The sequence below is a fragment of the Pseudoduganella sp. GW821-FHT12E03 genome, from assembly GCF_058807115.1.
In genome coordinates this window covers 1-24,201 of sequence record NZ_JBXAQJ010000024.1, presented here as the reverse complement: position 1 = coordinate 24,201, position 24,201 = coordinate 1, and the positions used below count along the sequence as shown (strand labels likewise).

Below are 24,201 nucleotides of genomic sequence, written 5' to 3'. Positions count from 1 at the left end.
TGAAACGACTTTGCGCCGATGATAGTGCTGCAACCAGTGTGAAAGTAGGTTATCGTCAGGCTAGTTATATAGAAAAAACCCGCTGAGTTCGCTCTTGGCGGGTTTTTTTACGCCTATACGTATAACTATTGGTTATCAATGGTTTCGAAATGGCGAATAGACGGTTATTGTCTTATCCCCCAAACTTTCATCACTTCAATCATCGAAGTGATCAAAACCAGGGGACAATAATGAAAAAATTCAGTTTTGCATGCGCCATCCTGGCCGCATGGACCGGCGCCGCCACGGCGCAATCCGCAGGCTCCGCCAATGGCGCCAGCAATGTCACACTGTATGGACTGGTCGATGTCGGCATCGCCCGTGAAACCGGCGGCACAGCCGGTTCTGTTACCAAGCTGACCAGTGGTATCGCCAATGGTTCGCGCTTTGGCTTCAAAGGCAAGGAAGATTTGGGCAATGGCTGGAGCAGCACGTTTGTGCTGGAAAATGGCTTTGACGCCACCACCGGCGCGATGGGCCAGGGCGGCTTGCTGTTCGGCCGCCAGGCATATGTCGGCATCGAGGGACCGCAAGGCGGCATCCGCCTGGGCCGCTTGTACACGCCGGTCGACGACTTGGTGGCCTCCACCGACCCGTTCTATAACGGCTACGCGGGCCGCATGCAAAACGTACTGGCACAAGGCTATGTGGCGCGCGCCAATAATGAAATCTCGCTCAGCACGCCCAACCTGCACGGCTTTTGCGCCGCCGTGTATTACGGGTTCGGCGAAGTGCCGGGCAACGCGAAAGCCGGCCGCCATGTGGCCGCCAGCGCCAGTTATACGCAAGGCCCGTTGATCGTCCGCCTGGCGCTCCAGCGCACCAACAACGTTACCGCGGCCGGCTTGACCAGCGGCGCCGCAAAGAACACGCTGATCGGCGTCATCTACAACGCCGGACCGTTCAAGCTGCACGGCGCCTTTGGCAACAGCGCCACCAGCGCCGCCGGCGTGCGCAGCGTGGACGCCACGGACCTGATGGTGGGGGTGAGCGTGCCGTTCGGACCGCATTCCGTGCTGGCGTCGTATGTGCGCCGCAATGACCGCCTGGCCGTGAACCGGGACGCTACCCAGCTTGCGCTGGGCTACACCTACGACTTGTCGAAGCGCACCACGCTGTATGCCGCCTACGGCCGCATCGATAACCGCAACGGTGCCCGCTATTTGGCCGGCAATGCCACCGAACCCGGTACCGGTCCGCGCGCCTGGGACCTGGGCTTGCGGCACCGCTTCTGACCGTTCCCGTCAGCTGGCCCCGCGTCCCGCGCCCGCCAGCGAGCGCAGGCATTCCTGGAACGTGGCCACCGCCGGCGCGGGAAAGCGCTCCTTGCGGGTGATGATGCCGTAGGGTTCCAGTTGCAGCTGGATCTCCACCGGCAGGATACTGAGCCAGCCGATCGCCGCATAATCCTTCGCGATCGAGTCTGGCAATACCGCCACCATATCCGTCGAACGCAGTAACGTCGTGGTGGTCAGCACCGATGCGGTCTCCACCAGATTGCGCGGGACGGGGATGCCATGCTGGCGGAACATGGCTTCCATCAGGTGGCGCATCGATGAGCGGGCCGGCTGCAATATCCACGGCATGTCGGCCAGGTCCGCCAGCGCCAGCCGCTTCGCTTTCGCCAGCGGATGCTGGCTGCCCGCCACCACCGACAGGCTTTCCCGCTCCAGCTCTTCGAAATTGAGCCCCGGATGCTCGCTATGCTCGGCAATCCGCCCCAGCATGATGTCAAGCTTGCCCTGCTCCAGCAGGTGCAGCAATTCATCGCTGGTGTCGACATGGATGCTGATCGTCAGCAGCGGAAAACGGCGCTTCAATTCCACGATCGCATTGGTGATCAGCGCCGGTGTCGGCGCCCGCGTTGTGCCCACCGCAATCTCCCCGATCGCCCCCTGCATCTGCGCCACCAGTTTTTCGCGCAGGTTGTCCAGGTCGGACATCATCAATTGCGCATACTGCACCAGCGACGTGCCGAACGCGGTCGGCACCATGCCTTTCGGCTGGCGGTCGAACAGCGTGACCCCCAGCGTTTCCTCGATCTCTTGCAGCATCTTGGTGGCGGCCGGCTGCGACATGTGCATCGACTCGGCCACCTTGCGCAGCGAGTGCAATTCATGGATGGCCACGATCAGGGCCAATTGCTTAAAGCGCAGGCGGTTGCGGATGGTATAGGCGGTAGGGATCACGATACGCGTCTTCCTGATAACGAAAGGTTATTCCGAATTAAGAATCCATGATTAGACAGTTATTCTTGTCGGAAGTAAAGTTAAGCATCACTAGCAGATCCGAAGCGGCACAGACCGCGCACCCCTCACAGTAGCTCAACGATAATGGAGACTTGAAATGTTTATTCCCCAAGTACTGCGCACAGTCCTGGCTGCGGCCGCAGTGTTCACCGCCATGGCTGGCGCCAGCGTGGCGCAAGCCGCCACCACGGTCGATCAAATCGTCAAGCGTGGCAACGTCAAGATCGGCGTCCTGTCCGGCGTGCCCGTGTATGGCACGGTCGATGACAAAGGCAACCCCGCCGGTTATGACATCGATGTGGCGCGGGTGCTGGGCAACTATTTGGGTGTGAAAGTCGACCTGGTGCCCCTGACGCCGCCGGCCCGCATTCCCGCGCTGCAGGCGGGCAAGATCGATTTCCTGGTCGCGACGCTGGCCGCAACGCCCGAGCGCGCCAAGGTTGTCATGTTCAGCAAGCCTTACAGCGCGTTTCGCATGGTCGTGTTTGCCGGCCGCAACGAACCGCTGCGCACCCTGACCGACCTGAAGGGCAAACGCATCGGCGTCAACCGCGGTTCCAGCCAGGAGACCGCGCTGGTGCGTGCCGCCGTGCCCGGCCTGGAAATTGTGCGTTATCAGGATGACGCCACGGTGGTGCAGGCGTTGATCGCGCATCAGATCGATGCCGTGGCGATACCCGATGGTGTGGCGCGCGAAGTGGCCAAGCAACAGCCGGAGGCTGACCTGATCATCAAATTCACGTTCTTCGTGCAGCCCAACGCCATGGCGGTGCGCCTGGAAGAAAATGAAATACGCGACTGGCTGAACAAGGCGATCGACAAGATGACGGCATCGGGCGAGCTGCAAAAGATTTCGCAGAAATGGACCGGCACCGATTTGCCCGACCTGGCCCGTTTGCCTGCGCCTTGATGCGGAACCGGAACGGAGTCCGCCATGTCTTATCAATTTCAGTTTGACCCGGTGCTGGCGCAATCCGGCCTGTTGCTGGAAGGGGTGCTGATGACAGCACTCCTGTCGGCCGCCGCCATCGTATTTGGCACGGCGATCGGCATCGCCTGCGCCGCGGCCCGCTCGCTGGGGGGGCGCGCCGTCCGGCAGCCGATCAATGTCTACATCGAGGTGGTGCGCAACACGCCATTCCTGGTGCAACTGTTCATCCTGTACTTCGGTTTGCCGGTGGTGGGTGTGCAAATCAGCGCCACCGGCGCCGCGTTGATCGGCATGATTGTCAACCTCGGCGCATATTCCGCTGAAATCCTGCGGGCCGGGATCGAGTCGATCCACCGTTCGCAGATCGAAGCGGGCCTGTCGCTGGGCATGACGCGCCTGCAGATCTTCCGTCATGTCATCCTCCAGCCGGCCGTGGCGAAAGTGTATCCGGCGCTGTGCAGCCAGTTTGTGCTGATGATGCTGGCATCGAGCGTGACGTCCGCGATCTCGACCCAGGAATTGTCGTCGATGGCGGCGCAGGTCGACGCCGAGTCGTTCCGCAGCCTGGAAGTGTATCTCGTCGTCACGCTGACTTACCTGGCGCTGGCCCTGCTGTTCAAACTGGTCCTGGCGCTGATCGGCCGCCGGCTGTTCGCCCGGCGCGCACCGCGCCGGCCGCACGCCGCCGCCAACGCCGCGGCGCAATGGAAAGAGGTGGCGCCATGATCCGCTCGCTGACCGCCGCCGACCTGCTGTTCTTCATCGACGCGCTGCGCTGGACCGTGGTGCTGGCGGCAATCGCCTGCACCTGCGGCGGACTGCTGGGCATGGGCGTGGCGCTGGCGCGGGTGGCGCGCAGCCGCGCGCTGCGCGCCGCTTCCGCCACCTACATCCAGCTGGTGCAGGGCACGCCGGTACTGATGCTGTTGTTCCTGTCGTATTACGGCTTGAGCCTGGGCGGCGTCGACTTGCCGCCGATGGTGGCCGCCAGCGTGTCGATGACGATTTATGTCAGCGGCTACCTGGGCGATATCTGGCGCGGCGCCATCGAATCGGTGCCGAAACAGCAGTGGGAAGCGGCTGAGAGCCTGGCGCTGACGCGCCGCCAGCAATACCAGTACGTGATATTGCCGCAGGCGGTGCGCATCTCGCTGCCGCCCACCGTCGGTTTCATGGTGCAGGTGGTCAAGAACTCCTCGATTGCGTCCATTATCGGATTCGTCGAACTGGCCAAAGCCGGGCAATTGATCAACAACGTGACGTTCCAGCCGTTCCGCGTGTTCCTGATCGTGGCGGCCCTGTACTTCTGTATCTGCTATCCACTTTCATATTGCAGCCGCTGGCTGGAAAGGAAATCCCATGCCTGAGATCCTGATCCGGGACTTGAACAAGAGCTACGGTCCCACCCATATCCTGAAGGGCACTTCGCTGACGGTGGAAACCGGCCAGGTGGTGGCGCTGATTGGACGCAGCGGATCCGGCAAGAGCACCATGCTGCGCTGTATCAACGGGCTGGAAACCATCGATTCCGGCCGCATCGAAGTGGCCGGCCATATGCTCGGCCAGGACACCCCGCATCCGCGCCAGTTGCGCGCATTGCGCACCGACGTGGGCATCGTGTTCCAGAGCTATAACCTGTTCCCGCACCTGACGGTCGGCGAAAACATCATGCTGGCGCCCACCATCGTCAGGAAAATGCCGCGCGATGCGGCGCGCAAGGCCGCCGCCGATGCGCTGGGACTGGTCGGACTGTCCGACAAGTTTGACGCCTATCCGGACATGCTGTCCGGCGGCCAGCAGCAGCGGGTGGCGATTGCCCGTTCACTGGCGATGAAACCGCGCGTGATGCTGTTCGATGAAGTGACGTCCGCGCTGGATCCGGAATTGACGCAGGAAGTGCTGGCCGTCATGGAGACGCTGGCGCGCCAGGGCATGACCATGGTGCTGGTGACGCACGAAATGGGCTTTGCCAAGCGCGTGGCCGACATCACGGTGTTCATGCACCAGGGGCGGATCTGGGAATCCGGCCCGTCCGAAGCCCTGTTCGCCAATCCGCAGACGGCGGAAATGCGCCAGTTCCTGACCGCCGACATGCAATGAATAACACCAAGGAGAAGAAAGTGAAACAACCCGAAACCCTGCTGCTGGTCGAAAAATGCGCGCACGCGTTCAGTTTTTACGACCTGGCGACCGGAACCTGCATCAAGAATATCCGGCTGCCGGACTTCCCCCACGAATTCGTCGTCGATTCGGCGGGACGCTATGCGTATGTCGGCCATTACGGCATCGAGACCCAGGCCCATAGCGGCGAAGGCGGCTGCTCGGTATTCGTGATCGACCTGAAGGCGCGTGAACATGTGCGCACGCTGGACCTGTGGCCGTTCCGCCGGCCGCACGGCATCGCCATCGACCAGCAAGACCGCCTGTATGTGCTCAGTGAAGGCAATTCCGCACTGCTGGTGTTCGACCATCCTGAGCGCGACGACAAGCCCAGCCGCGCGGTGCCGTCCGGCGGCTACAAGAGCCACCTGGTGGCGTTGCGCAAGGACGGGGAGCTGGCGTTTTCGCTTAACCTGCTGAGCAATACCGTGACGCTGCTCAAGCCACACGACCCTACCTTCGCGCCGCACCCCATCGTGCCCGGCGCGCGGCCGGAAGGCAATTGTTTCAGCGCCGACGAACGCGTGCTGTACGTGGCCAACCGCGAAAGCGAAACCATCGTCGCGATCGACGTCGAGACCTTGCAAGTGGTCGCCAGCGCGAAGACGGGCACCGATCCGACCCGTATTTACCGCGACCGCCGCAATCGCCTGCTCGTCACCAACTATGGCGACGATTACATGTCGGTGTACGACAGCGAACTGCGCCAGACCGCCACGGTGCAGTTGCCCAGCCTGCCGATCGGGCTGTCCTTCCATCCGCACCGGGATGAGGCGTACATCTCGCTCAAGGATGACCGCATCGGCGTGCTGGACCTGGAAACGCTGGCCTTTATCCGCTACTTCCCGACCTTGCGCGAGCCGGATGTGTCGCACGTGCTGATCGGTTAAACGGAGTCCATGATGAGTGAATTTCCGCACCGCGTCGCCGATGCCCACCATCACCTGTGGGACCTGGCTTCCGGCAGCTATCCGTGGCTGCAGGAGGAATACGACCCGGACGCCTTCATCCTCGGTGAATACAGCGCGCTGCGGCAGGATTTCCTGCCGGGCCATTACGCGGACGCCAGCGGCGGCGTGAACGTGGTGGCGACGGTGCATGTGGAAGCGGAGCGTTCGCGCAGCGAACAGGTGGCGGAAACACGCTGGCTGCATACGCTGGCCACGCGGGGCGCCTGTCCCGGCGCGGTGGTGGCGCATGCATGGCTGGATCACCCCGACTGCGAACAGCTGTTGCTGGAGCATTTGCGCTACCCGCTGGTGCGAGGCATCCGCAGCAAGCCGTGCACCGGGCCGCGCGGCGAACGCGCGCGGGGTGGTCCCGGCACCATGCGCGACCCGCGCTGGCTGGGCGGGCTCGACTTGCTGCAGCGCCACGGCTTGTCGTTCGACCTGCGCGTGCCGTTCTGGTACCTGGATGATGCCGCCTGCATGGCCGCGCAGTTCCCGCAGTTGCCCATCGCGCTGAACCATGCGGGATTGCCGTGGGACCGCAGCGACGATGGCTTGGCGCAATGGCGGGCCGGTATGGCCCGGCTGGCGCAACACCGCAACGTGGTGGTCAAGCTGTCTGAATTCGGCCTGCGCGGCCAGCCCTGGGAGCCTGCCGCCAATGCCCGCGTGGTGGCCGATGTGCTGGCCATCTTCGGGCCGGAGCGCTGCCTGTTTGGCAGCAATTTCCCGGTCGCCAGCTTGCGCATCGCCTACCCGGAACTGGTGCGGCAAATGCAGTGCATGCTGGCCGGCTTGAGTGAAGCGCAGCGCGACGCCGTGTGGTGCCGCAACACGCTCGATTTCTATCGTATTGACCCTGGCGCGCCTGCTGTTGGCGCCTCTTTTGCGAGACCATAATGACTTTATCCCATGACAAACCCATACTGGCACTGACGCTGGGCGACCCGGCCGGCATTGGACCGGAATTAATTGCCCGGCTGCTGGCGCGGCCGGACGTGACGGCCGCCGCGCGCATCCTGCTGATCGGCGACCGCGGCGAGTTCGAGCACGGCATGCGCGTGGCTGGTTGCACGGTCGATTACGTGACGGCGGCGTCGCCCGCCACGGCTGATTTCAGCCAGGGCAAACCCGTGCTGTACGACTACCGTGGCGACACCAGCGGTCCGTTCGAGCGCTGTACCGCCACCCGCAAAGGCGGCCGCTACAGCCTCGATACGCTGGACGTGGCGCTCGGCCTGGCGCAGGAGGACCAAGCCGACGCCATCCTGTTCGGCCCCCTGAATAAGAGTTCGCTGCACCAGGCCGGCATGGCGCACAGCGATGAATTGCACTGGTTCGCTGACCGCCTGGGATATACCGGGCCGTTCTGCGAATTCAACGTGATGGACCGCCTGTGGACGTCGCGCGTGACGTCGCATGTGGCGCTGCAGGACGTGCCTGCCATGATTTCGCACGAGGGCGTGCTGGAGGCGATCGCCCTGATCGATCACCAGTTGCGCCTCAGCGGCGTGGCGGCGCCCCGCATCGCCGTGTGCGGCCTGAATCCGCACAATGGCGACAATGGCTCGTTCGGTCGGGAGGAAATCGATGTCATCGCGCCGGCGGTGCGGGCCGCGCAGGCGGCGGGGATGACCGCGGCCGGCCCGTTCCCGGCCGACACCATCTTCCTCAAGGTGCAGGGCGAACAGCCGGAATACGATGCCGTGGTCACCATGTACCACGACCAGGGCCAGATTGCCATCAAGTTGATGGGCTTCTGGCGCGGTGTGACGATCCAGGGCGGCTTGCCTATCCCGATCGCCACGCCGGCCCATGGCACGGCATTCGATATCGCCACACGCGGTGTGGCCAATGTCGGCGCCACCCTGCAAGCGTTCCAGCTGGCTTGCCGCATGGGCGCCGCAAGAAGGTCCGCACGGCAACTGGCCGCACGACAGCAAAACTAACCCGTTTCCCCCGCGACAGAGCAGAGACAGCCACACGAGACAGTGGCCAGGGCAGCGCTTTGCCTGCCGCAACACCAACACAAGGAGAACATCATGAAAATCACCCGCGTACGCACCCGTGTTTTTGAATGGAAGGGTAAAGTCGTTCCGCCCCAGCCGCACTTTTGCACCAATGCCAGCGATATCCTGTTCGAGCGCGGCGATGCCATGGGCTCGTTCCGTTTCCACGGCTGGATGGTGGTGGAAATCGAAACGGATACAGGCCTGGTCGGCATCGGCAATTGCGCACTGGCGCCGCACATTGCCAAACAAATCGTCGACCAGCACCTGGCACAACTGGTGATGGGGGAAGATCCGTTCGACAATGAGTACCTGTGGCAAAAGATGTACCGCCGCACTCTGGCCTGGGGCCGCAAGGGTATCGGCATGGCCGCCATTTCCGCCGTCGACATCGCGCTGTGGGACTTGATGGGCAAAGCGGTGAAACGGCCTGTGTTCAAATTGCTGGGCGGCCGCACCAAGGAAAAAATCCCGTGCTACGCGTCCAAGCTGTACGCCAACGACAACCTGGACCTGTTCCTGCAGGAAGCCCGGGGTTACCTGGAACAGGGCTTCACCAGCGTCAAGATGCGCTTTGGCTATGGCCCGAAGGATGGGCCGGCCGGCATGCGGAAAAATATCGAACAGGTGCGCGCGCTGCGCGAACTGGTGGGCGACGACGTTGACATCATGCTCGAGTGCTATATGGGCTGGACTCTGGAATATGCGCGCCGCATGATCCCGCGCCTGGCCGAATTCAATCCCCGCTGGCTGGAGGAGCCGGTGATCGCGGACGACATCGAAGGCTATGCGGAATTGAAGAAAATGAGCCCGTTCCCGATTTCCGGCGGCGAGCATGAATTCACCAGCTACGGCTTCAAGGAACTGCTGGAGCGCCGCGCGGTGGACGTGATCCAGTACGACACCAACCGGGTCGGCGGCATCACGGCGGCGCAAAAAATCAATGCCATGGCCGAGGCATGGAGTGTGCCCGTGATTCCCCATGCGGGACAAATGCACAACTACCATTTGACGATGGCGTCCACCGCCAGCCCGATGGCGGAATTCTTCCCCGTGTTCGATGTGGAGGTGGGCAACGAATTGTTTTACTACGTGTTCAAGGGCGAACCGCGGCCGGAGCGGGGATTCCTGCAACTCGACGACGACAAGCCGGGGCTCGGCATCGAGATATCCACCGAACACCTGCATGACTTCAACATCATCGAGTAAGGGAGCGCATCATGCGAATGATCCAATTTGAAACCGTGCGGCGTGAACGGCGCGTGGGCGTGGTGGGCGGGGACGGCATCGTGGCGGCCCTGGATGGCGTGGCCACCATGCGCGAGCTGGCGCTGCGCGCCATTGCCGCCGGCCGGCCGCTGGCCGCGCAGGCGCAGGCGCAGGGGCTGGGGGAGCGCTTCGATTACAGCGAATTGCTGGCGGACGTGCGGGTGCTGGCGCCGCTCGACCATGAGGACCCGGCACACTTGCTGGTCAGCGGCACCGGCCTGACGCACCTGGGCAGCGCCGCCACGCGCGACAAGATGCATCAGCAGGCCCAGCAGGACGAATCCGCACTGAGCGATTCGATGCGCGTTTTCCAGTGGGGCGTGGAAGGGGGCAAGCCGGGGCCGGGCAGGGCGGGGGCGCAACCGGAATGGTTTTACAAGGGCGATGGTGGCATCGTGGTGCGGCCCGGCATGCCGTTCCCGGTGCCGGAATTCGCCGAAGATGCGGGTGAAGAACCGGAAATCGCGGGACTGTATGTCATCGGTGACGATGGCGTCCCGTACCGGCTGGGCTATGCACTGGGGAACGAGTTTTCCGACCACGTGACCGAGCGTCGCAACTACCTGTATCTGGCCCATTCCAAGCTGCGCTATTGCTCGTTTGGACCGGAGTTGCGTTGCGGCCCCTTGCCGCGCCATGTGGAAGGCATGAGCCGGATACGCCGCGGCGGCGCTGTGCTGTGGGAAAAACCTTTCCTGTCCGGCGAAGGCAATATGTGCCACAGCCTGGATAACCTGGAATACCACCATTTCAAATACCGCCAGTTCCTGCGCCCGGGCGATGTGCATGTGCACTTCTTTGGCACCGCGACCCTGTCGTTTGGCGATGGCGTGCAAACCCGCCAGGGCGACGCGTTTGAAGTATGGGCGAACGGGTTTGGTATGCCATTGAGTAATGGCATTGGCCGGGGCGAGGCGGGCATGGCGCCGCAGGGCGTGAAGGCGCTGTAAGCGCCTTGCGCGCGTGGCGGCGCCTGGGTTGATGGACTGGTCGCTGTCACCGTGTCCGACAGCGCCAAACTCAGCGCTGCAACTTCAGCAATGCGTCATACAATGGCTGCGCCGCATCGGCAATCCGGTCCAAACTGGCTTCGCGCAGCGCCGCCGTGTCGACGCGGTGCGCACTGCGCAAGCCGGCCCAGGCCAGCAACGCGGCACATGCTGACGGCGCATCGAACAAGCCGTGCAGGTAGGTGCCCAGCACTTGCCCGTCGGCCGACAGCGCGCCTTCCGCGCGGCCACCAATATGGAACGCAGGCTGCGCCAGCGCGGCGCCATCCGAGATACCCATGTGGATTTCGTAGCCAGCCACGTCCGCCTCCGGCGCGAAGGCACAGTACCCTTGCACTTGCACCAGGCGCTTTTCCCGCGTCAGTGCCGTCGTCATGTCGAGCACGCCAAGTCCTGGCGATACTCCTGGCGCGCCTTCTACACCGAATTCATCCGTGACTTCGCGGCCCAGCATCTGGAACCCGCCGCAAATGCCGATCACCTTGCCGCCATAACGCAAGTGGCGCGCAATCTGTGCCGGCCAGCCATAGGTGTCCAGCCAGGCCAGGTCGCCCCGTGTATTTTTGCTGCCAGGGATGATGATCAAATCCGCCGCGGGAATCGCTTCACCCTGGCGGATGAATTGCAAGTCCACGTCCGGATGCGCGCGCAGCGCATCGAAATCCGTATGGTTGCTCATGCGGGGCAGGCTGGGCACCACGACGCGGAAGGCGCCGCGCGACGCCTGCACCGGTTGCACGGCGTCTTCCGCATCGAGGTACAAGCCATGCAGGTAAGGCAGCACGGCCAGCACGGGTTTGCCGGTCTGCTGTTCCAGCCAGTCGAGGCCCGGCTCCAGCAATTTGATGTCGCCCCGGAAGCGGTTGATGACGAAACCGATGATGCGATTGCGTTCGCTCTCCGACAGGCACGACAGCGTGCCGACGATATGCGCGAACACGCCGCCACGGTCGATGTCCGCCACCAGCACCACCGGGCAATCGACGGCTTCCGCAAAGCCCATGTTGGCAATGTCGCGGTCGCGCAAGTTGATTTCCGCGGGACTGCCGGCGCCTTCCACCACCACCGTGTCATATTGCGCCAGCAGGCGCTGGTGCGATTCCAGCACGGCGCCCATGGCGACGGTTTTGTATTGGTGATAGTCGCGCGCATTCATTTCCGCGCGCACTTTGCCGTGAATGATGACTTGCGCGCCGATGTCGCTCGATGGCTTGAGCAGCACCGGATTCATGTCCGTGTGCGGCGCCACGCCGGCGGCCACCGCCTGCAATGCCTGGGCGCGGCCGATTTCCCCGCCATCGCTGGTGACGGCGCTGTTGAGCGCCATGTTCTGCGGCTTGAAGGGGACCACGCGCACACCGGCGCGCTTGAACAGGCGGCACAGCGCCGCGACAACCGTGCTTTTGCCAGCGTCGGAGGTGGTGCCTTGCACCATCAGGGTTCGGTATGCGGCCATCAGTTTTTCCTGTGCTGGCGTGCTTCTTCCAGCCGTTCGCACACCATCGCTGCGCCTTGGATCATGCGCGGACCGGAACGGTTCACCAGGCTGCTTTCAATAGTGAACAGGTTATTGTGTTTGACGGCTTTCATGTTCTTGTAGGGCTTCCACAAGTCGACGCCGCCGTAATTCTTTTCCGCCGTGGCGAATACCGCTTCCGGGTCTTCGCGCAAGACCCCTTCCACATCGACCACCGGGGCGGTGGTCTTCAGTGCGGCAAACACGTTTTCGCCGCCGCAGACGCGCATCACATCGTTGATGATATGGCCGCCGGCCAGGGTATACAGCGGCTTGTCCCATACCTGGTAAAACACGCGCACCGGCGGGCGTTGCGCATATTGCGTGTTCAGCGCGGCCAGTTTGCCGCGCAATTCCGCCGCGACCTTGTCCGCCACGGCTTCGGTCCCCAGTAGCTTGCCCATGCGCTGCACATTGTTCGGGATGTCCGCCAGCTTTTTCGGCTCGCTGTGGAACAGCGGGATGCCGAGCTGGCGCAGCGTATCGATCTGCCGCTCGGAGGCGCCATGCATCCAGATCACGATCAGGTCCGGCTTCAGCGAGGCGACCCGTTCCAGATCCACGTTGCGGTTATCGCCGATGTTCTGGATTTTCTTGGCGGCTTCCGGATAGTCGCTGTAGCTGACCACACCGACGATCTTGTCGCCGCCACCGGCGGCAAACAGCATTTCCGTCACGTGCGGCGCCATCGCGATGACGCGCTGCGCCGGCTTCTGCAGGGTGACGGGTTTGCCGTCGTCATCGTGCACGGTGATGGCGGCGTGTGCGGCCTGCATGGCCAGCGCCGCCAGCAGGGCCGCGGCCAATGCGGTACGGTGGATCTTCATCGTTGACTCCATAGTTGTAATGCCTGTTCGAGGCGGCGCCAGCCTGCTTCATCGGGCGGCAAGCCAATCCGGATGCCGCGCGCGGCGCGCGGGAACAGCCGCACCCAGATGCCGCGCTGCGCCATATGTTCGTGAAATGCTTCCGCCTGCGGTTCCGGCCACCATTGGAACAGGGCCGTGCCGGATGACTCGATGCGATAGTGCTGGAGTAGCGACTGCAAACGCCGGCCTTGCTGCGCCAGTTGCTCGCGCATGGCGTGCTGCCATGGCGTATCGCCCAGCGCCGCCAGCGCCACCTGCTGCGCCGGGCCGCTGACCGCCCATGGCCCCAGCATCGCTTCGAGTGGCTGCAGCAGGGCGGGCGGCGCCGCCACGAAACCCAGCCGCAATCCCGCCAGCCCAAAAAATTTACCGACCGAGCGCAGTACGATCAGCGCACCGCCGCCGCGCCAATCGCGTTCCGTGTGCGCCGCCACGCTGCCGCTGACCGTGTCGCCAAACGCTTCATCGACCACCAGCCAGCCACCGCGCGCCGCCAGTTTTTCGGCCCACTGCAACAGCTGCTCCGCCGGCACTTGCGCGCCGGTGGGGTTGTTCGGATTACAGACCACCACCACATCGCTGTCTTCCACCGCCGCATCGAGGCCGCTGTAGGGCACTTCGCGCATGGTATGGCCATGCTGTTGCCAGTGGTGCGCGTGTTCCGCATACGACGGCGACGACACCGTCACCCGCGACGGTGGCCGCAAGCGGGGCAAGGCCTGGATTGCCGCCTGCGTGCCGGCAACGGCCAGCATGCACGGCGCGCCATAAAACGCTTGCGCCGCCCGCGCCAGTGCGGGATCGGTTTCCGGCAGCCGGTGCCAGGCATTGCCGGCAATCGGCGGCGCCGGATACCAGTGCGGATTGATGCCGGTGGACAGGTCCAGCCAGTCATGCTGGCCGTAGCGGCGCATGGCGTCGCACAGGTTACCGCCGTGTTCAGGCATAGTGGGCTCCCAAGGCAATCACCACAGCAATCGATAACCACAGTACCGTGGTATTCCGTACCAGTTGCCATGCGCGCACGATATCGGCCGTGCGGGCCGGCTGTCCGATACCCAGCGGCGGGCGCTGTTCGATTTCGCCGTCATACACGGCGGCGCCACCCAGTGACAATCCCAGCGCCCCGGCGCCACTGGACATCACCGGGCCCGCATTCGGGCTGCTCCATGCCGGGGCCTGCGCGCGCCAGCACTGCCATGCGCGGCGCTTGCCATTCAGCGTCGGCGCCAGCAAGACATAGGACAGCGCGGTCAGGCGCGCAGGGATCAGGTTCAGTACATCATCGATGCGGGCCGCGGCCCAGCCATAGCTTAGGTACCGCGTATTGCGGTAGCCCCACATGGCGTCGAGCGTATTGGCAAGGCGGAACAGGATGGCGCCGGGGCCGCCCGCCACCGCAAACCAGAACAGGGTGCCGAACACCGCGTCATTGCCGTTTTCCAGCAGGGATTCCGTGCTGGCCTTGGCCAGGTCCGCCTCGCCGGCGTCGCGCGTGTCGCGGCTGACGATGCGCGACGTCAGCGAGCGCGCCTGCGGTAAATCGCCGCGCGCCAGCGCGTCGGCAATTGGTACATTGTGGTCGCGCAGGCTGCGCAAACCGATGCAGAAATACAGCAGCGCCGCGTGCACGGCATAGCCGCCATGCGCCGCCGCCAGCCAGGACAGTGCGGTCAGCGGCGCCACGGCCAGCAGCCAGCCCAGCACGCCGTGCGCATATCCACCACGGCGGTTCAGTGTTTTTTCGATGCGCGACACTAGCCGCCCGAAACCGACCAGCGGGTGCCAGCGCCGAACTTCGCCCAGCAGCGCGTCGAGCAGCACGCCGGCCGCCATCAGCAGCGCGATTTCCAGTGCACCCAGGCCGCTCAGCATGGCGTCCCTTTTAATACCAGCGGCAACCCGGCCGCCACGAAGACGGCGCGATCGCATACTGCGGCCACCGCCTGGTTCAGGCGGCCCGCTTCATCCGTGAAGGCGCGCGACACGGCGCCATACGGGACGATGCCCATGCCCACTTCATTTGACACCAGCACGATGTCGCCGGCCGCGGTTTCCAGCGCTGCCAGCAGCGCCGCGCGCTGTGCATGGAATCGGGGGGGCAGTTCGATGGCGCCGACATCGGGATAACTGGTGGCGCCATCGAACATCAGGTTGGTCAGCCACAATGTCAGGCAGTCGACCAGGATCAGGCGTTGCGGTGATGCCCACTGTGCCAGCGCGGCAGCCAATGCCAGGGGCTCTTCCACCGTGGTCCAGCTGGAAGGACGCTGGTCGCGGTGATGGGCGATCCGTACCGCCATTTCGCCATCACCCGCGTGCGCGGTGGCGATATACACCACTTCCTTGCCCGAGTTGCTGGCCAGCTTTTCCGCATACGCGCTCTTGCCCGAGCGCGCGCCGCCGAATACCAGCGTACGCATCAAGGTTCGCTCCGCGACAGCAGCGCCGCCACGGCGGCCGGGTTCGATGGGAAGTAGGCGTGGAAATATGACGCGGTCAGCGATCCGGCGCGGTACACGGCTTCGCCCTGCGCGCCGGACGGGTGCTTGACCGTATGAACCAGCGGCGCGGCGACGGTTTGCATCGCCGAATAATGGAAGGTATGGCCGCGCAATTCGCCCTGCGGCGTCGGCATGGCTTGCGAACCCAGTCCCGCCAGCCGCTTTTGCATCGCGACATGGCCCGGCAACAGGCCGGCCATCGGCCACACCGTGTCGGCCTTGTCGGACAGCGTTTCCGCCAGTGCCATCATGCCGCCGCATTCCGCCCAGATCGGCACGCCGTCCGCGTGCGCGGCGCGCATCGATGCCTGCCAGTGCGCTGCTTCCGACAACGCCTGCGCATGCAGTTCCGGATAGCCTCCCGGCAGGTAAATCGCATCCGCATCGCACGGCGCTGGCTGGTCCGCCAGCGGCGAAAAGAATTCGACCTGCGCACCGAGGGCGCGCAGCGTGTCGATATTGGCAGGATACAGGAACATGAACGCCGCATCGCGCGCAATGGCAATCTTGCGGCCCGCCAGCAGGGGCGGCACGGGCGCGACGGTCGGCGCCTGCAGCGCATCGTCCAGTTGCAGGCGCGCCGGGCGCAGGCTGCTCCATGCCGCTTCATCGAAGTTCAATTGCGCCGCCAACTGGTCCAGCAGCGCATCGAGGTCCGGTATTTCATCGGGCAGCACCAGGCCCAGGTGGCGCTCCGGCAGGGAAATGGTTTGCTTGGGCAAGGTGGCAAACAGGGGAATGCCGCGCAAGGCCGTTGCGACCATGGCCGCGTGGCCCGGGCTGCCGACGCGGTTGGCAATCACGCCCGCCATCTCGACCGGACCATAATCGCGCAAGCCGTGTACCAGCGCACCGGCGGTTTGCGCCATGGCGCCCGCGTCGATCACGGCCATCACCGGCACGCCGAATTCACGCGCCAGGTCGGCCGACGATGGATTGCCGTCATACAGGCCCATCACGCCTTCAATCAGGATCACGTCCGCTTCCATCGCCGCTTGCGCCAGTTGCGCGCGGCACGCTTCGCGCCCCACGATCCATAAATCCAGCGAGCGCACGGGCGCACGGCTGGCGCGCTCCAGGATCGCCGGATCGATAAAATCCGGACCGCACTTGAACACGCGCACCTTGCGGCCCATATTGACCAGCTTGCGCGCCAGCGCGGCCGTCACCGTGGTTTTGCCCTGGCCCGAGGCCACGGCCGACACCATCAGTACCGGCGCGTTGTAATGCGACGCCATCACCATTCCGTGCCCGCCTGCGCCTTGATGCCGGATTTGAACGCGTGCTTGACCACTTCCATTTCCGTGACGGTATCGGCGATGTCGATCAGTTCCGGCGGCGCGCCGCGGCCGGTGATCACCACGTGCTGCAGGGCGGGACGGACCAGCAGGTCGGTCAGCACGGTTTCGATATCGAGGTAGCGGTATTTCAGTGCGATATTCAACTCATCGAGCACCACCAGTCCGATCTCCGGATCGGTCAGGAAGCGCTTGGCCTGCTGCCATGCCAGCTGCGCTTTTGCGATATCGCGCTCGCGGTCTTGCGTGACCCAGGTATAGCCTTCGCCCATCGAATGGAAGCTGATTTCTTCAGGGAAGCGGCGCAGGAACAACTCCTCGCCGGTTTCCATCGCGCCCTTGATGAATTGCACCACGCCGACTTTCATGCCGTGTCCCATGGCGCGGATCGCCATGCCGAAGCCGGATGAACTCTTGCCTTTGCCATTGCCGGTATTGACGATGATGATGCCAATCTGTTTGTCGGCGGCCGCGATTTTCGCGTCGATGATTTCCTTCTTGCGCTCCATGCGGATGCGGTGGCGCTCATTGAGCGCTGCGCGCTCCGGGTCGTGTTCGGTCGTCATGTATTGGTCTCTTTCGGAATGAAGATATGGCGCGCGCCATGCCGGATCATTTCAATCTCGTGATCCAGGCAGCGGCCAAGAATATCGGTTTGCATCACGTCCGCCACCGGGCCGGCCTGCCATGTGCCGTCACCCATCAGCAGCAGCGCGTGGGTGGAGACGCTGTGCGCCAGGGTCAGGTCATGGCCCACCATTACCACGGTCTTGCCCTGTTCACGGCACAGTTTCGCCAGCAGGCGCATGACGCTGACCTGGTGCGCCAGGTCCAGGGCATTGGCCGGCTCGTCGAGCAACAGCAGCGGCGTATCCTGCGCCAGCATGGCGGCGATCGCCACCCGCTGGCGCTCGCCGCCGGACAGCGTGCGTACATTGCGCGCCGCCAGGTTGTCCACTTCCATGGCGGCCAGCGCTTTCATTGCCAGTTGGTGGTCGTCGCTGCCTTCCCAGTAGCGGTTGTCGTGGTACGGATGGCGCGCGGACAGCACGGTTTCCAGCACGCTGTAGGCAAAAGCATCGCTGCGGCTTTGGGCCAGGAAGGCGCGTTCGCGCGCCAGTGCGGCCAGCGGCCAGTCGCCCAATGGCTTGCCCTGGATGGCGACATGGCCGCCATCGGCCGGAATCAAACCGGCCAGGGTGCGCAGCAGCGTACTTTTGCCGGCGCCATTGCGGCCGATCACGCTCCAGCATTCGCCGTCGCGCACTTGCCAGTTGAGGCTTTGCACCAGCGTGCGGGCGCCGCTGCCGGAGCCGATCCGGAGGGTCAGGTCTTGGGTGGAAATCATTTGCGCAACCTGTGCAATTGGTACAAGAACACGGGCGTGCCAATCAGCGCGGTGACGACGCCGACCGGCAATTGCTGTGGTGCGATCGCGGTGCGCGCCAGCGTGTCGGCCAGCACCAGGTAGCCGCCGCCCAGCAGGGTGGCGGCGGGAATCAGCACGCGGTGGTCGGCGCCGAAGGCGAAACGGCAAGCGTGCGGCACGATCAGGCCGACGAAGCCCACGCTGCCGCCATTGGTCACTGCGCTGGCCGTCAACAGTGCCGAGGCAAAGAACAGCCCTTTGCGCAGCAGGCCGACATTGATGCCCAGCGTGACGGCGCTTTCCGCATGCAGCGCCATCACATTGATGGCGCGGGCGCTGCGCAGCGCAAAAATAACGCAGACCGCCAGCACGATCCACGGCATCAGGCGGAACGGGGCGCCGGACAAGTCGCCGATCAGCCAGAACACCATGTTGCGCAGCCGGCTTTCCGGCGCAATCGACAGCATTAGCGTGATCAGCGCGGTGCACGCGGCGGACAGGATCACGCCCGTCAGCAACAGCAGAGCGGTACCGCCCTCGGCCGCCGCACCGCTGCGCATATCGCGCCGCGCGAGGAAATACAGCAGCATGGCGATGGTGACGGCGCCGGCGAATGCGGCGGTGTCGACCATCCAGGTGGCGCACATCAGCATCATGGCAAACAGGGCGCCCACGGCGGAACCGGCCGAAATGCCCAGTACATACGGGTCGGCCAGTGGATTGCGCAACAGCGCCTGCATCATGACGCCCGACAGCGACAAGGCCGCTCCGGTGACAAAGGCCGTCAGTGCACGGGTGCCGCGCAATTCCAGCAAGGTGGCGGCCAGGCTGGGCGCGGCGCCGTCGACGGGGGCAAACAGTTCGTGCAATGCGCCCGCGATGTCGGGCAGGGGAAGTTGGATGGAGCCGGTCATGCCGGCAAACAGCAGGGTGGCGACAACGAACAGCGCCAGTGCGCCGGTGACGGCCACTGCCCGTGAGCGCAGGCTGGTAGAGGTTGGATGCATGTGCCGCCTTTTATTGATTGCACCTGAGGATTGCACCTGAATGCGCCTGCCGGACGGTGGCGCACCGTCCGGCAGCTTACACGTGTTATTTGATGCCGTAGCGGATGCCGGCAAAGTACGTGGTGCCCGGCACGCCGTAGTAGCGCGCCACCTGGTAGTTCTTGTCGGTGGCGTTGCTCACGCGCGCCAGCATCGACCAGTCGCGGGTGAGCTGGTACGTTGCAAACAGGTTCAACACGCCATAGCCGCCCAGGCGGTTGCGGTTAGCCGCGTCGTCAAAGCGCTTGCCGGACACTTGCCATTCCACGCCGGCCACCAGCGGGCCCGCCGTGTAATCGATCGCGGCCTTGCCGTGTTCCTTGGCGCGGCGTGCCAGCGATTTGCCGGTGGTTTCGTCTTTCGGGTCCTGGAAGTCCGCGCTGGCGGTCAGGTTGAAGGCGCCCAGGCGATGGCCGGCCGCCAGGGTGATGCCTTCCAGCGTGACCTTGTTGACGTTGTAGGCGCAGCCAAACGGATAAGCCTTGACGTCTTTCGGGCACGGCGAGGTGCTGACCAGCATGTCGGTCAGCTTGTTGCGGTACACGGTGGCGCTCAGTTCCGTTGCGCCTTCGTGGTATTGCAAGCCGGCTTCGAAGTTACGGCCTTTTTCAGGCTTGTTGCCCGGGTGGCCGTAGCTCGGGTAGTACAGTTCATTGAACGACGGCGCGCGGAAGCTGGTGCCGAAGGTGGCGCTGGCGCGCAGCGCGTTGCTGAAACGGTAGCCATAGCCGATCGCGCCGGTCGATTTCGAACCGTACTGCGAGCTGTCGTCGTTCCGCACGCTGACGCTGGCCAGGTGCGCGCCGAGTTTCATGTTGTACGCCGCGGCGACGGAGTTGGTGGTGCGCTCTTTGCCCAGTGCCGGCGTGGTGCCGGAGACCACGTCTTCCTTGCGGTGGCTGTACAGCAGTTGCAGCGTATCGTCGCCGATACGGATATCGTTTTGCCATGTCAGGTCATGCTGCTTGCTGACGATCGAGCTGTAGCCGGACGCGGTGCCGGGATCGGAAACGGAGTTGTCTTCCGATTGCGTGTATTGCAGGGTGCTGTGCCACAGCGGCAGGAACTGGTTCTTGCTGTAGACGCCGACGTTCTTTTGTTTCTGGATACTGCGCGCGTCGTAGACGATGACCGGCGTGCCGCTGTCGATCTGGCCGTTGGTGCGGCTGTTCAGGAAGACCAGACCGACGTCGTGGCCCTTGGCCAGCTGGAAGCCAAACTGGCCGGTGGCGTTTTCGCGCACATAGCCGTCCTTGTCGCCGTTGAACGAGAAGTTGCCCGGCTTGGTGGCGGAGAAACCGTCGGATTCTTCCTTGCCGGCGCTGATCGCGTAGCTGAAGCTGTGCTCACCGCCGGTGGCGCCGTACACGCTGACGTCCACTTCGCGGGTTTTTTTGCTGCCGAAGCCGGCGGCGGCCGTCACGGTGGGCGCGCCTTTGCCTTTCTTGGTGAAGATCTGCACCACGCCGCCGATCGCGTCGGCGCCGTACAGGGTACTCATCGGGCCGTAGACAATTTCAATGTGGTCGATTGCCTGCAGCGGCAGGGCGGACCAGTTGGCCGCGCCGGAGGTGGACGAGCCGATACGCACGCCGTCGACCAGCACCACGTTCTGGTTGCTGTTGGCGCCGCGGATAAAGACCGCCGAGTTGGTGCCTGGGCCGCCGTTACGGGAAATTTCAATGCCGCGCTGGCGCTGCAGCACGTCGATGATGGAGCCGGCGCCGGAGCGGGCGATGTCTTCGGCGGTGATGACGGTAACGTCGGACAGCACGTCACGCTGCAACTGCGGGGCGCGGGTGGCGGTAATGATGACGGAGTCGATCGCCGTGGTTTGGGCCTGTGCCGGTGCGGTCAATGCAGCGATGGCCAGCGCGAGCGACGTGAAGGCCACGTGACGTGGGGCAGTAAAGGTCATGGCAGTTTTCTGAAAATAAGTTGCAACCTGCCGACTTCCCCGTCGGCGGGATTGAACGGAAGCGCATGGACTGTCAGTCACTGGGCGCCTCCACCTGTTTTGGCCGGTATCCGGGCTGGCAAGTTCAACCGCCTTACCTTCCCATGCAAAGCACAGTGGTTGTCAGAGGCGATTTGCCGCGTGACGCGGCACTTGCTTACCGTTGCGGGGGCAGCACACGTTGACGTTTCCTTTAATGACATGGGGGCAGGGCCTTCAGGCCGGCCATCCACATATCGGTAAGTAGGCGCTTCGTGTTTCCCGTTTAACTGCACGCATGGACATGCGCGCGGGCACCAAAACCCGACATTATACGGATTTCAGCGGCATGCTTCCAGGATGACAGTTCCGCCATAGCCGATGCGGTGCGCCGCGCGGGCGGCCCGCAGTGCGGTTTCCGCCGCGCCAATCCCGGATTCATACGCCATCAGCAAGCGCATGGTGCCGGCGTGGCAGACGATCACGGCGTCCTGGTGCGGCTGTTGCAGCAGGTCGGCGCGGAAGGCCAGGACGCGCCGCGCCGCTTCTGCCGCGCTTTCGCCGCCGCCGGGGCGGTAGTGCGCCATGTCGGCGGCCCAGGCATCGATGTCCGCGCGGGGAATATCGTCCCAGCGGCGCATTTCCCAGCCGCCGAAATACAATTCACGCAGGCGCGGATCAAAGGTGGGGCGGCCCAGCAGGCTGGCCAGCGCCGTGCAGCGCTGCAGGGGACTGGAGTAGACCGGGCTGCCGGGGGGAATGGTGGCGCTGGCATGCAAGTTGGCCAGCACCCGCTCAGGCTCGCCCGGCAACGCGGGCAAGTCGGTTCCGCCATAGCAGAGGCCTGGCGCCACCTGTGGCTGCGGATGACGGATCAGGATCAGGCGCATGCGGGCATGCCTGCCAGGTTGGGCACTTTGCCTGCCATCGCGCCATGGCTTGGTGCGGGCGTGGCCGACCGGCATGGTGGCGGCAACCGGCGGCTGGCGCGACGGAAGTGCGGCATCGGTATCATGCCGTCCAGGCGCCGTGTCCCAGGCTGCCCAGCACGCACAGGTAGATGGCGGCTTCCGTCACTTGCTGCACGGCGCCCAGGCAGTCGCCTGTATAGCCGCCGATGCGGCGCCGGAATTTCGCGGCCAGCCACAAGGTGCTGGCGCTGGTGGCGAGTGCGGCAGTAATGGCGGCCTGCCAGCGCAGCCAGCCACCTTGCAGCAAGATGCCCGCCGCCAGTGCGACGGTGAGGGCGGCAACCGCGAATTCACCATTGCTCATCTTTTGCGCCAGCGGTTTGGATTTGCCTTCGTCGCGTGCATAGTCCATGCGCCAGATCAGCGCCGTGGCGGCCAGGCGCGACAAGGGGTGTGCGAAGAACAGGGCGGCAAGCGCAGTGGCGGGCGGCAGCATCGCCAGCGCCGTGCATTTCACGCCCAGCATGACGATGGTGCCAATTGCGCCATACGCGCCGATGCGCGAATCCTTCATGATTTCCAGTGCGCGCTCGCGCGTCATGCCGCCGCCCAAGCCGTCGCACATATCGGCAAAACCATCTTCATGGAAGGCGCCGGTCGCATAGATGCCCGCCGCTGTCGATAGCAGGACTGCCGCCAGCGCGGGCAAGACCAGCGCGGCCGCCGCATACACGGCGGCTGCAATCGCCGCCACCACCACGCCCACCAGCGGGAAATAGCGGGAAGACTGGTGCAGCCAGGCTGCGTCGAAGCCTACCCAGCCAGGAATCGGCAGGCGCGTAAAAAACTGCAGCGCGGTGAAGAACAGACGGACCTGGTGCATTGCGGCGGGAACCTTATTCGGCGGATTTTTCGCTCACTTGCGCGGATTCGAACGTCGCCATCTGGTTGACGAAGTTGACGGCGGCATGCAGCAGCGGCAGCGCCAGTGCGCCACCCGTGCCTTCACCCAGGCGCAGGCCCAGTTGCAGCAGCGGACGAGCGCCCAGGTGGTCCAGCATGCGGCGGTGGCCGCTTTCGTCGGAGCAGTGCGCAAAGACGCAGTAATTCAGGATGGCGGGCTGGATCTTTGCCGCGGCCAGCAGGGCGCTGGTGACGATGAAGCCATCGATGACCAGGACTTTGCGGCATTCCGCCGCTTTCAGCATGGCGCCGGTCATCATGGCGATTTCCAGTCCGCCGAAGGTGGCCAGTATGCCCAGTGGTTCGGTGACGGCGGCATGCTTTGCCACGGCGGCTTCGATCACACGCTGCTTATGCAAGATGCCGTCGGAGGTCAGTCCCGTGCCGGCGCCGACACATTGCGCCACGGGCAAGTCCGCCAGCTTGTGCATCAGCGCGGCGGCCGCCGTGGTATTGCCGATGCCCATTTCGCCGAATCCCACCACATTGCCCGGCAATGCCGCCACGAGCGCCATGCCGTGCTCCAGCGCGGCGGCGCATTGTTGCGCGGTCATGGCGGGTTCTTCGGCAAAGTTGCGGGTGCCGGGGGCGACTTTGCGGTCCAGTAAGCCATCGCGTGGGCCGAAATCGTGATTGACGCCCGCATCGACCACGTGCAAGGCGCATTGATTTTGCCTGGCGAAGACATTGATGGCCGCGCCCTGGGCCAGGAAGTTTTCCACCATTTGCCACGTCACGTCTTGCGGGTAAGCTGAAACGCCTTCGGCGACAATGCCGTGATCGCCTGCGAATACGAGGATGGCGGGTTCGGTAATTGCGGGCCTAGTCGTGTTTTGAATCAGGCCGATTTGTTTGGCCAGCGCTTCCAGCATACCCAGGCTGCCCAGCGGCTTGGTCTTGTTATTAATGGCGCGGTCCAGTGCTGCGGACAAGGTGTCATTTGAAGTGGGGGCGATCGCTGGGATGTGCATGGCAAGTGTGACGAAATGGGAATGGGCGCGATGTTACCGCTGTACTTGCCAAAAGCGAAGCAGCTTTGCTATAGTTCGGTCCCCGCAGCGCTGCGACGGTTTTAAACGAAACAGCGATGCAGACCGAGGGGTTGACGAGAATCACGAAACACTAGATAATCTCGCTTCTCTGCTGCTGACGAACAAAACGCTTCGTCAACT

The 24,201-nt window shown here is 64.0% G+C and carries 24 protein-coding genes and 1 riboswitch; of the genes, 10 read left to right on the top strand and 14 right to left on the bottom strand.

Going from position 1 to position 24,201, the window contains the following annotated elements:
* Positions 1 to 230: 230 nt before the first annotated feature.
* Positions 231 to 1,274: a porin gene (locus AC1RRC_RS32755; protein ID WP_493060087.1), complete on the top strand. Its 1,044-nt coding sequence runs from the start codon at positions 231 to 233 to the stop codon at positions 1,272 to 1,274.
* A 9-nt stretch (positions 1,275 to 1,283) separates the two neighbouring features.
* Here AC1RRC_RS32755 and AC1RRC_RS32750 read toward each other — a convergent pair whose 3' ends face one another.
* Positions 1,284 to 2,228: a LysR family transcriptional regulator gene (locus AC1RRC_RS32750; protein WP_493060086.1), complete on the bottom strand. Its 945-nt coding sequence runs from the start codon at positions 2,226 to 2,228 to the stop codon at positions 1,284 to 1,286.
* 157 nt (positions 2,229 to 2,385) lie between these two features.
* Between AC1RRC_RS32750 and AC1RRC_RS32745 the strand changes: the two genes are divergently transcribed.
* The 9 genes from AC1RRC_RS32745 to araD1 all read left to right on the top strand — a co-directional run bounded on the left by AC1RRC_RS32745 (position 2,386) and on the right by araD1 (position 10,557).
* Positions 2,386 to 3,198, top strand: coding sequence for a transporter substrate-binding domain-containing protein (locus AC1RRC_RS32745; RefSeq protein ID WP_493060084.1), 813 nt, complete (start codon positions 2,386 to 2,388; stop codon positions 3,196 to 3,198).
* A 24-nt stretch (positions 3,199 to 3,222) separates the two neighbouring features.
* A complete protein-coding gene (locus AC1RRC_RS32740; RefSeq protein ID WP_493060082.1) occupies positions 3,223 to 3,945 on the top strand; it encodes an amino acid ABC transporter permease in 723 nt (240 codons plus the stop codon).
* Positions 3,942 to 4,586, top strand: a complete 645-nt coding sequence (locus AC1RRC_RS32735; protein WP_493060081.1) for an amino acid ABC transporter permease — start codon at positions 3,942 to 3,944, stop codon at positions 4,584 to 4,586. Before AC1RRC_RS32740 ends, AC1RRC_RS32735 begins: the two co-directional genes overlap by 4 nt.
* Complete coding sequence (locus AC1RRC_RS32730) at positions 4,579 to 5,319, top strand: amino acid ABC transporter ATP-binding protein (protein ID WP_493060080.1); 741 nt, start codon at positions 4,579 to 4,581, stop codon at positions 5,317 to 5,319. The genes AC1RRC_RS32735 and AC1RRC_RS32730 overlap by 8 nt, the downstream gene beginning before the upstream one ends.
* A 20-nt stretch (positions 5,320 to 5,339) precedes the next feature.
* Positions 5,340 to 6,269: a YncE family protein gene (locus AC1RRC_RS32725; RefSeq protein ID WP_493060079.1), complete on the top strand. Its 930-nt coding sequence runs from the start codon at positions 5,340 to 5,342 to the stop codon at positions 6,267 to 6,269.
* A gap of 9 nt (positions 6,270 to 6,278) precedes the next feature.
* The gene (locus AC1RRC_RS32720; protein WP_493060077.1) at positions 6,279 to 7,229 is read left to right on the top strand and encodes an amidohydrolase family protein; all 951 of its coding nucleotides are present in this window, start codon (positions 6,279 to 6,281) and stop codon (positions 7,227 to 7,229) included.
* Complete coding sequence (locus tag AC1RRC_RS32715) at positions 7,229 to 8,278, top strand: 4-hydroxythreonine-4-phosphate dehydrogenase PdxA (RefSeq protein ID WP_493060076.1); 1,050 nt, start codon at positions 7,229 to 7,231, stop codon at positions 8,276 to 8,278. The genes AC1RRC_RS32720 and AC1RRC_RS32715 overlap by 1 nt, the downstream gene beginning before the upstream one ends.
* Positions 8,279 to 8,371: 93 nt before the next feature.
* Complete coding sequence (locus AC1RRC_RS32710) at positions 8,372 to 9,547, top strand: L-rhamnonate dehydratase (RefSeq protein WP_493060075.1); 1,176 nt, start codon at positions 8,372 to 8,374, stop codon at positions 9,545 to 9,547.
* 11 nt (positions 9,548 to 9,558) lie between these two features.
* Entirely contained in the window at positions 9,559 to 10,557 is a 999-nt protein-coding gene (araD1, locus tag AC1RRC_RS32705; protein ID WP_493060074.1) for an AraD1 family protein, read from the top strand.
* Between the two features lie 70 nt (positions 10,558 to 10,627).
* Here araD1 and AC1RRC_RS32700 read toward each other — a convergent pair whose 3' ends face one another.
* From AC1RRC_RS32700 to cobT, 13 genes are all read right to left on the bottom strand, one after another.
* On the bottom strand, positions 10,628 to 12,073 hold the full coding sequence (locus AC1RRC_RS32700) for a cobyric acid synthase (protein ID WP_493060072.1): 1,446 nt from the start codon (positions 12,071 to 12,073) through the stop codon (positions 10,628 to 10,630).
* On the bottom strand, positions 12,073 to 12,960 hold the full coding sequence (locus AC1RRC_RS32695) for a cobalamin-binding protein (RefSeq protein ID WP_493060071.1): 888 nt from the start codon (positions 12,958 to 12,960) through the stop codon (positions 12,073 to 12,075). Before AC1RRC_RS32695 ends, AC1RRC_RS32700 begins: the two co-directional genes overlap by 1 nt.
* Entirely contained in the window at positions 12,957 to 13,949 is a 993-nt protein-coding gene (gene cobD, locus AC1RRC_RS32690; protein ID WP_493060070.1) for a threonine-phosphate decarboxylase CobD, read from the bottom strand. Before cobD ends, AC1RRC_RS32695 begins: the two co-directional genes overlap by 4 nt.
* Complete coding sequence (cbiB, locus tag AC1RRC_RS32685; protein ID WP_493060069.1) at positions 13,942 to 14,877, bottom strand: adenosylcobinamide-phosphate synthase CbiB; 936 nt, start codon at positions 14,875 to 14,877, stop codon at positions 13,942 to 13,944. Before cbiB ends, cobD begins: the two co-directional genes overlap by 8 nt.
* Positions 14,871 to 15,428 (bottom strand): bifunctional adenosylcobinamide kinase/adenosylcobinamide-phosphate guanylyltransferase, encoded by a 558-nt coding sequence (gene cobU / locus AC1RRC_RS32680; RefSeq protein WP_493060068.1) that lies wholly within the window; start codon positions 15,426 to 15,428, stop codon positions 14,871 to 14,873. The genes cbiB and cobU overlap by 7 nt, the downstream gene beginning before the upstream one ends.
* A complete protein-coding gene (locus AC1RRC_RS32675; RefSeq protein WP_493060067.1) occupies positions 15,425 to 16,750 on the bottom strand; it encodes a cobyrinic acid a,c-diamide synthase CobB in 1,326 nt (441 codons plus the stop codon). Before AC1RRC_RS32675 ends, cobU begins: the two co-directional genes overlap by 4 nt.
* Entirely contained in the window at positions 16,744 to 17,370 is a 627-nt protein-coding gene (cobO, locus tag AC1RRC_RS32670; RefSeq protein ID WP_493060066.1) for a cob(I)yrinic acid a,c-diamide adenosyltransferase, read from the bottom strand. Before cobO ends, AC1RRC_RS32675 begins: the two co-directional genes overlap by 7 nt.
* Complete coding sequence (locus tag AC1RRC_RS32665) at positions 17,367 to 18,152, bottom strand: ABC transporter ATP-binding protein (RefSeq protein WP_493060065.1); 786 nt, start codon at positions 18,150 to 18,152, stop codon at positions 17,367 to 17,369. The genes cobO and AC1RRC_RS32665 overlap by 4 nt, the downstream gene beginning before the upstream one ends.
* Positions 18,149 to 19,180, bottom strand: coding sequence for a FecCD family ABC transporter permease (locus tag AC1RRC_RS32660; RefSeq protein ID WP_493060064.1), 1,032 nt, complete (start codon positions 19,178 to 19,180; stop codon positions 18,149 to 18,151). Before AC1RRC_RS32660 ends, AC1RRC_RS32665 begins: the two co-directional genes overlap by 4 nt.
* 85 nt (positions 19,181 to 19,265) lie before the next feature.
* Positions 19,266 to 21,137, bottom strand: coding sequence for a TonB-dependent receptor plug domain-containing protein (locus AC1RRC_RS32655; protein WP_493060063.1), 1,872 nt, complete (start codon positions 21,135 to 21,137; stop codon positions 19,266 to 19,268).
* Between the two features lie 84 nt (positions 21,138 to 21,221).
* A riboswitch (cobalamin riboswitch) is annotated at positions 21,222 to 21,492 on the bottom strand.
* Between the two features lie 4 nt (positions 21,493 to 21,496).
* The gene (locus AC1RRC_RS32650; RefSeq protein WP_493060062.1) at positions 21,497 to 22,045 is read right to left on the bottom strand and encodes a histidine phosphatase family protein; all 549 of its coding nucleotides are present in this window, start codon (positions 22,043 to 22,045) and stop codon (positions 21,497 to 21,499) included.
* Positions 22,046 to 22,166: 121 nt separating this feature from the next.
* Positions 22,167 to 22,949: an adenosylcobinamide-GDP ribazoletransferase gene (locus AC1RRC_RS32645; RefSeq protein ID WP_493060061.1), complete on the bottom strand. Its 783-nt coding sequence runs from the start codon at positions 22,947 to 22,949 to the stop codon at positions 22,167 to 22,169.
* Between the two features lie 13 nt (positions 22,950 to 22,962).
* Complete coding sequence (cobT, locus tag AC1RRC_RS32640) at positions 22,963 to 24,000, bottom strand: nicotinate-nucleotide--dimethylbenzimidazole phosphoribosyltransferase (RefSeq protein ID WP_493060060.1); 1,038 nt, start codon at positions 23,998 to 24,000, stop codon at positions 22,963 to 22,965.
* Positions 24,001 to 24,201 lie beyond the last annotated feature (201 nt).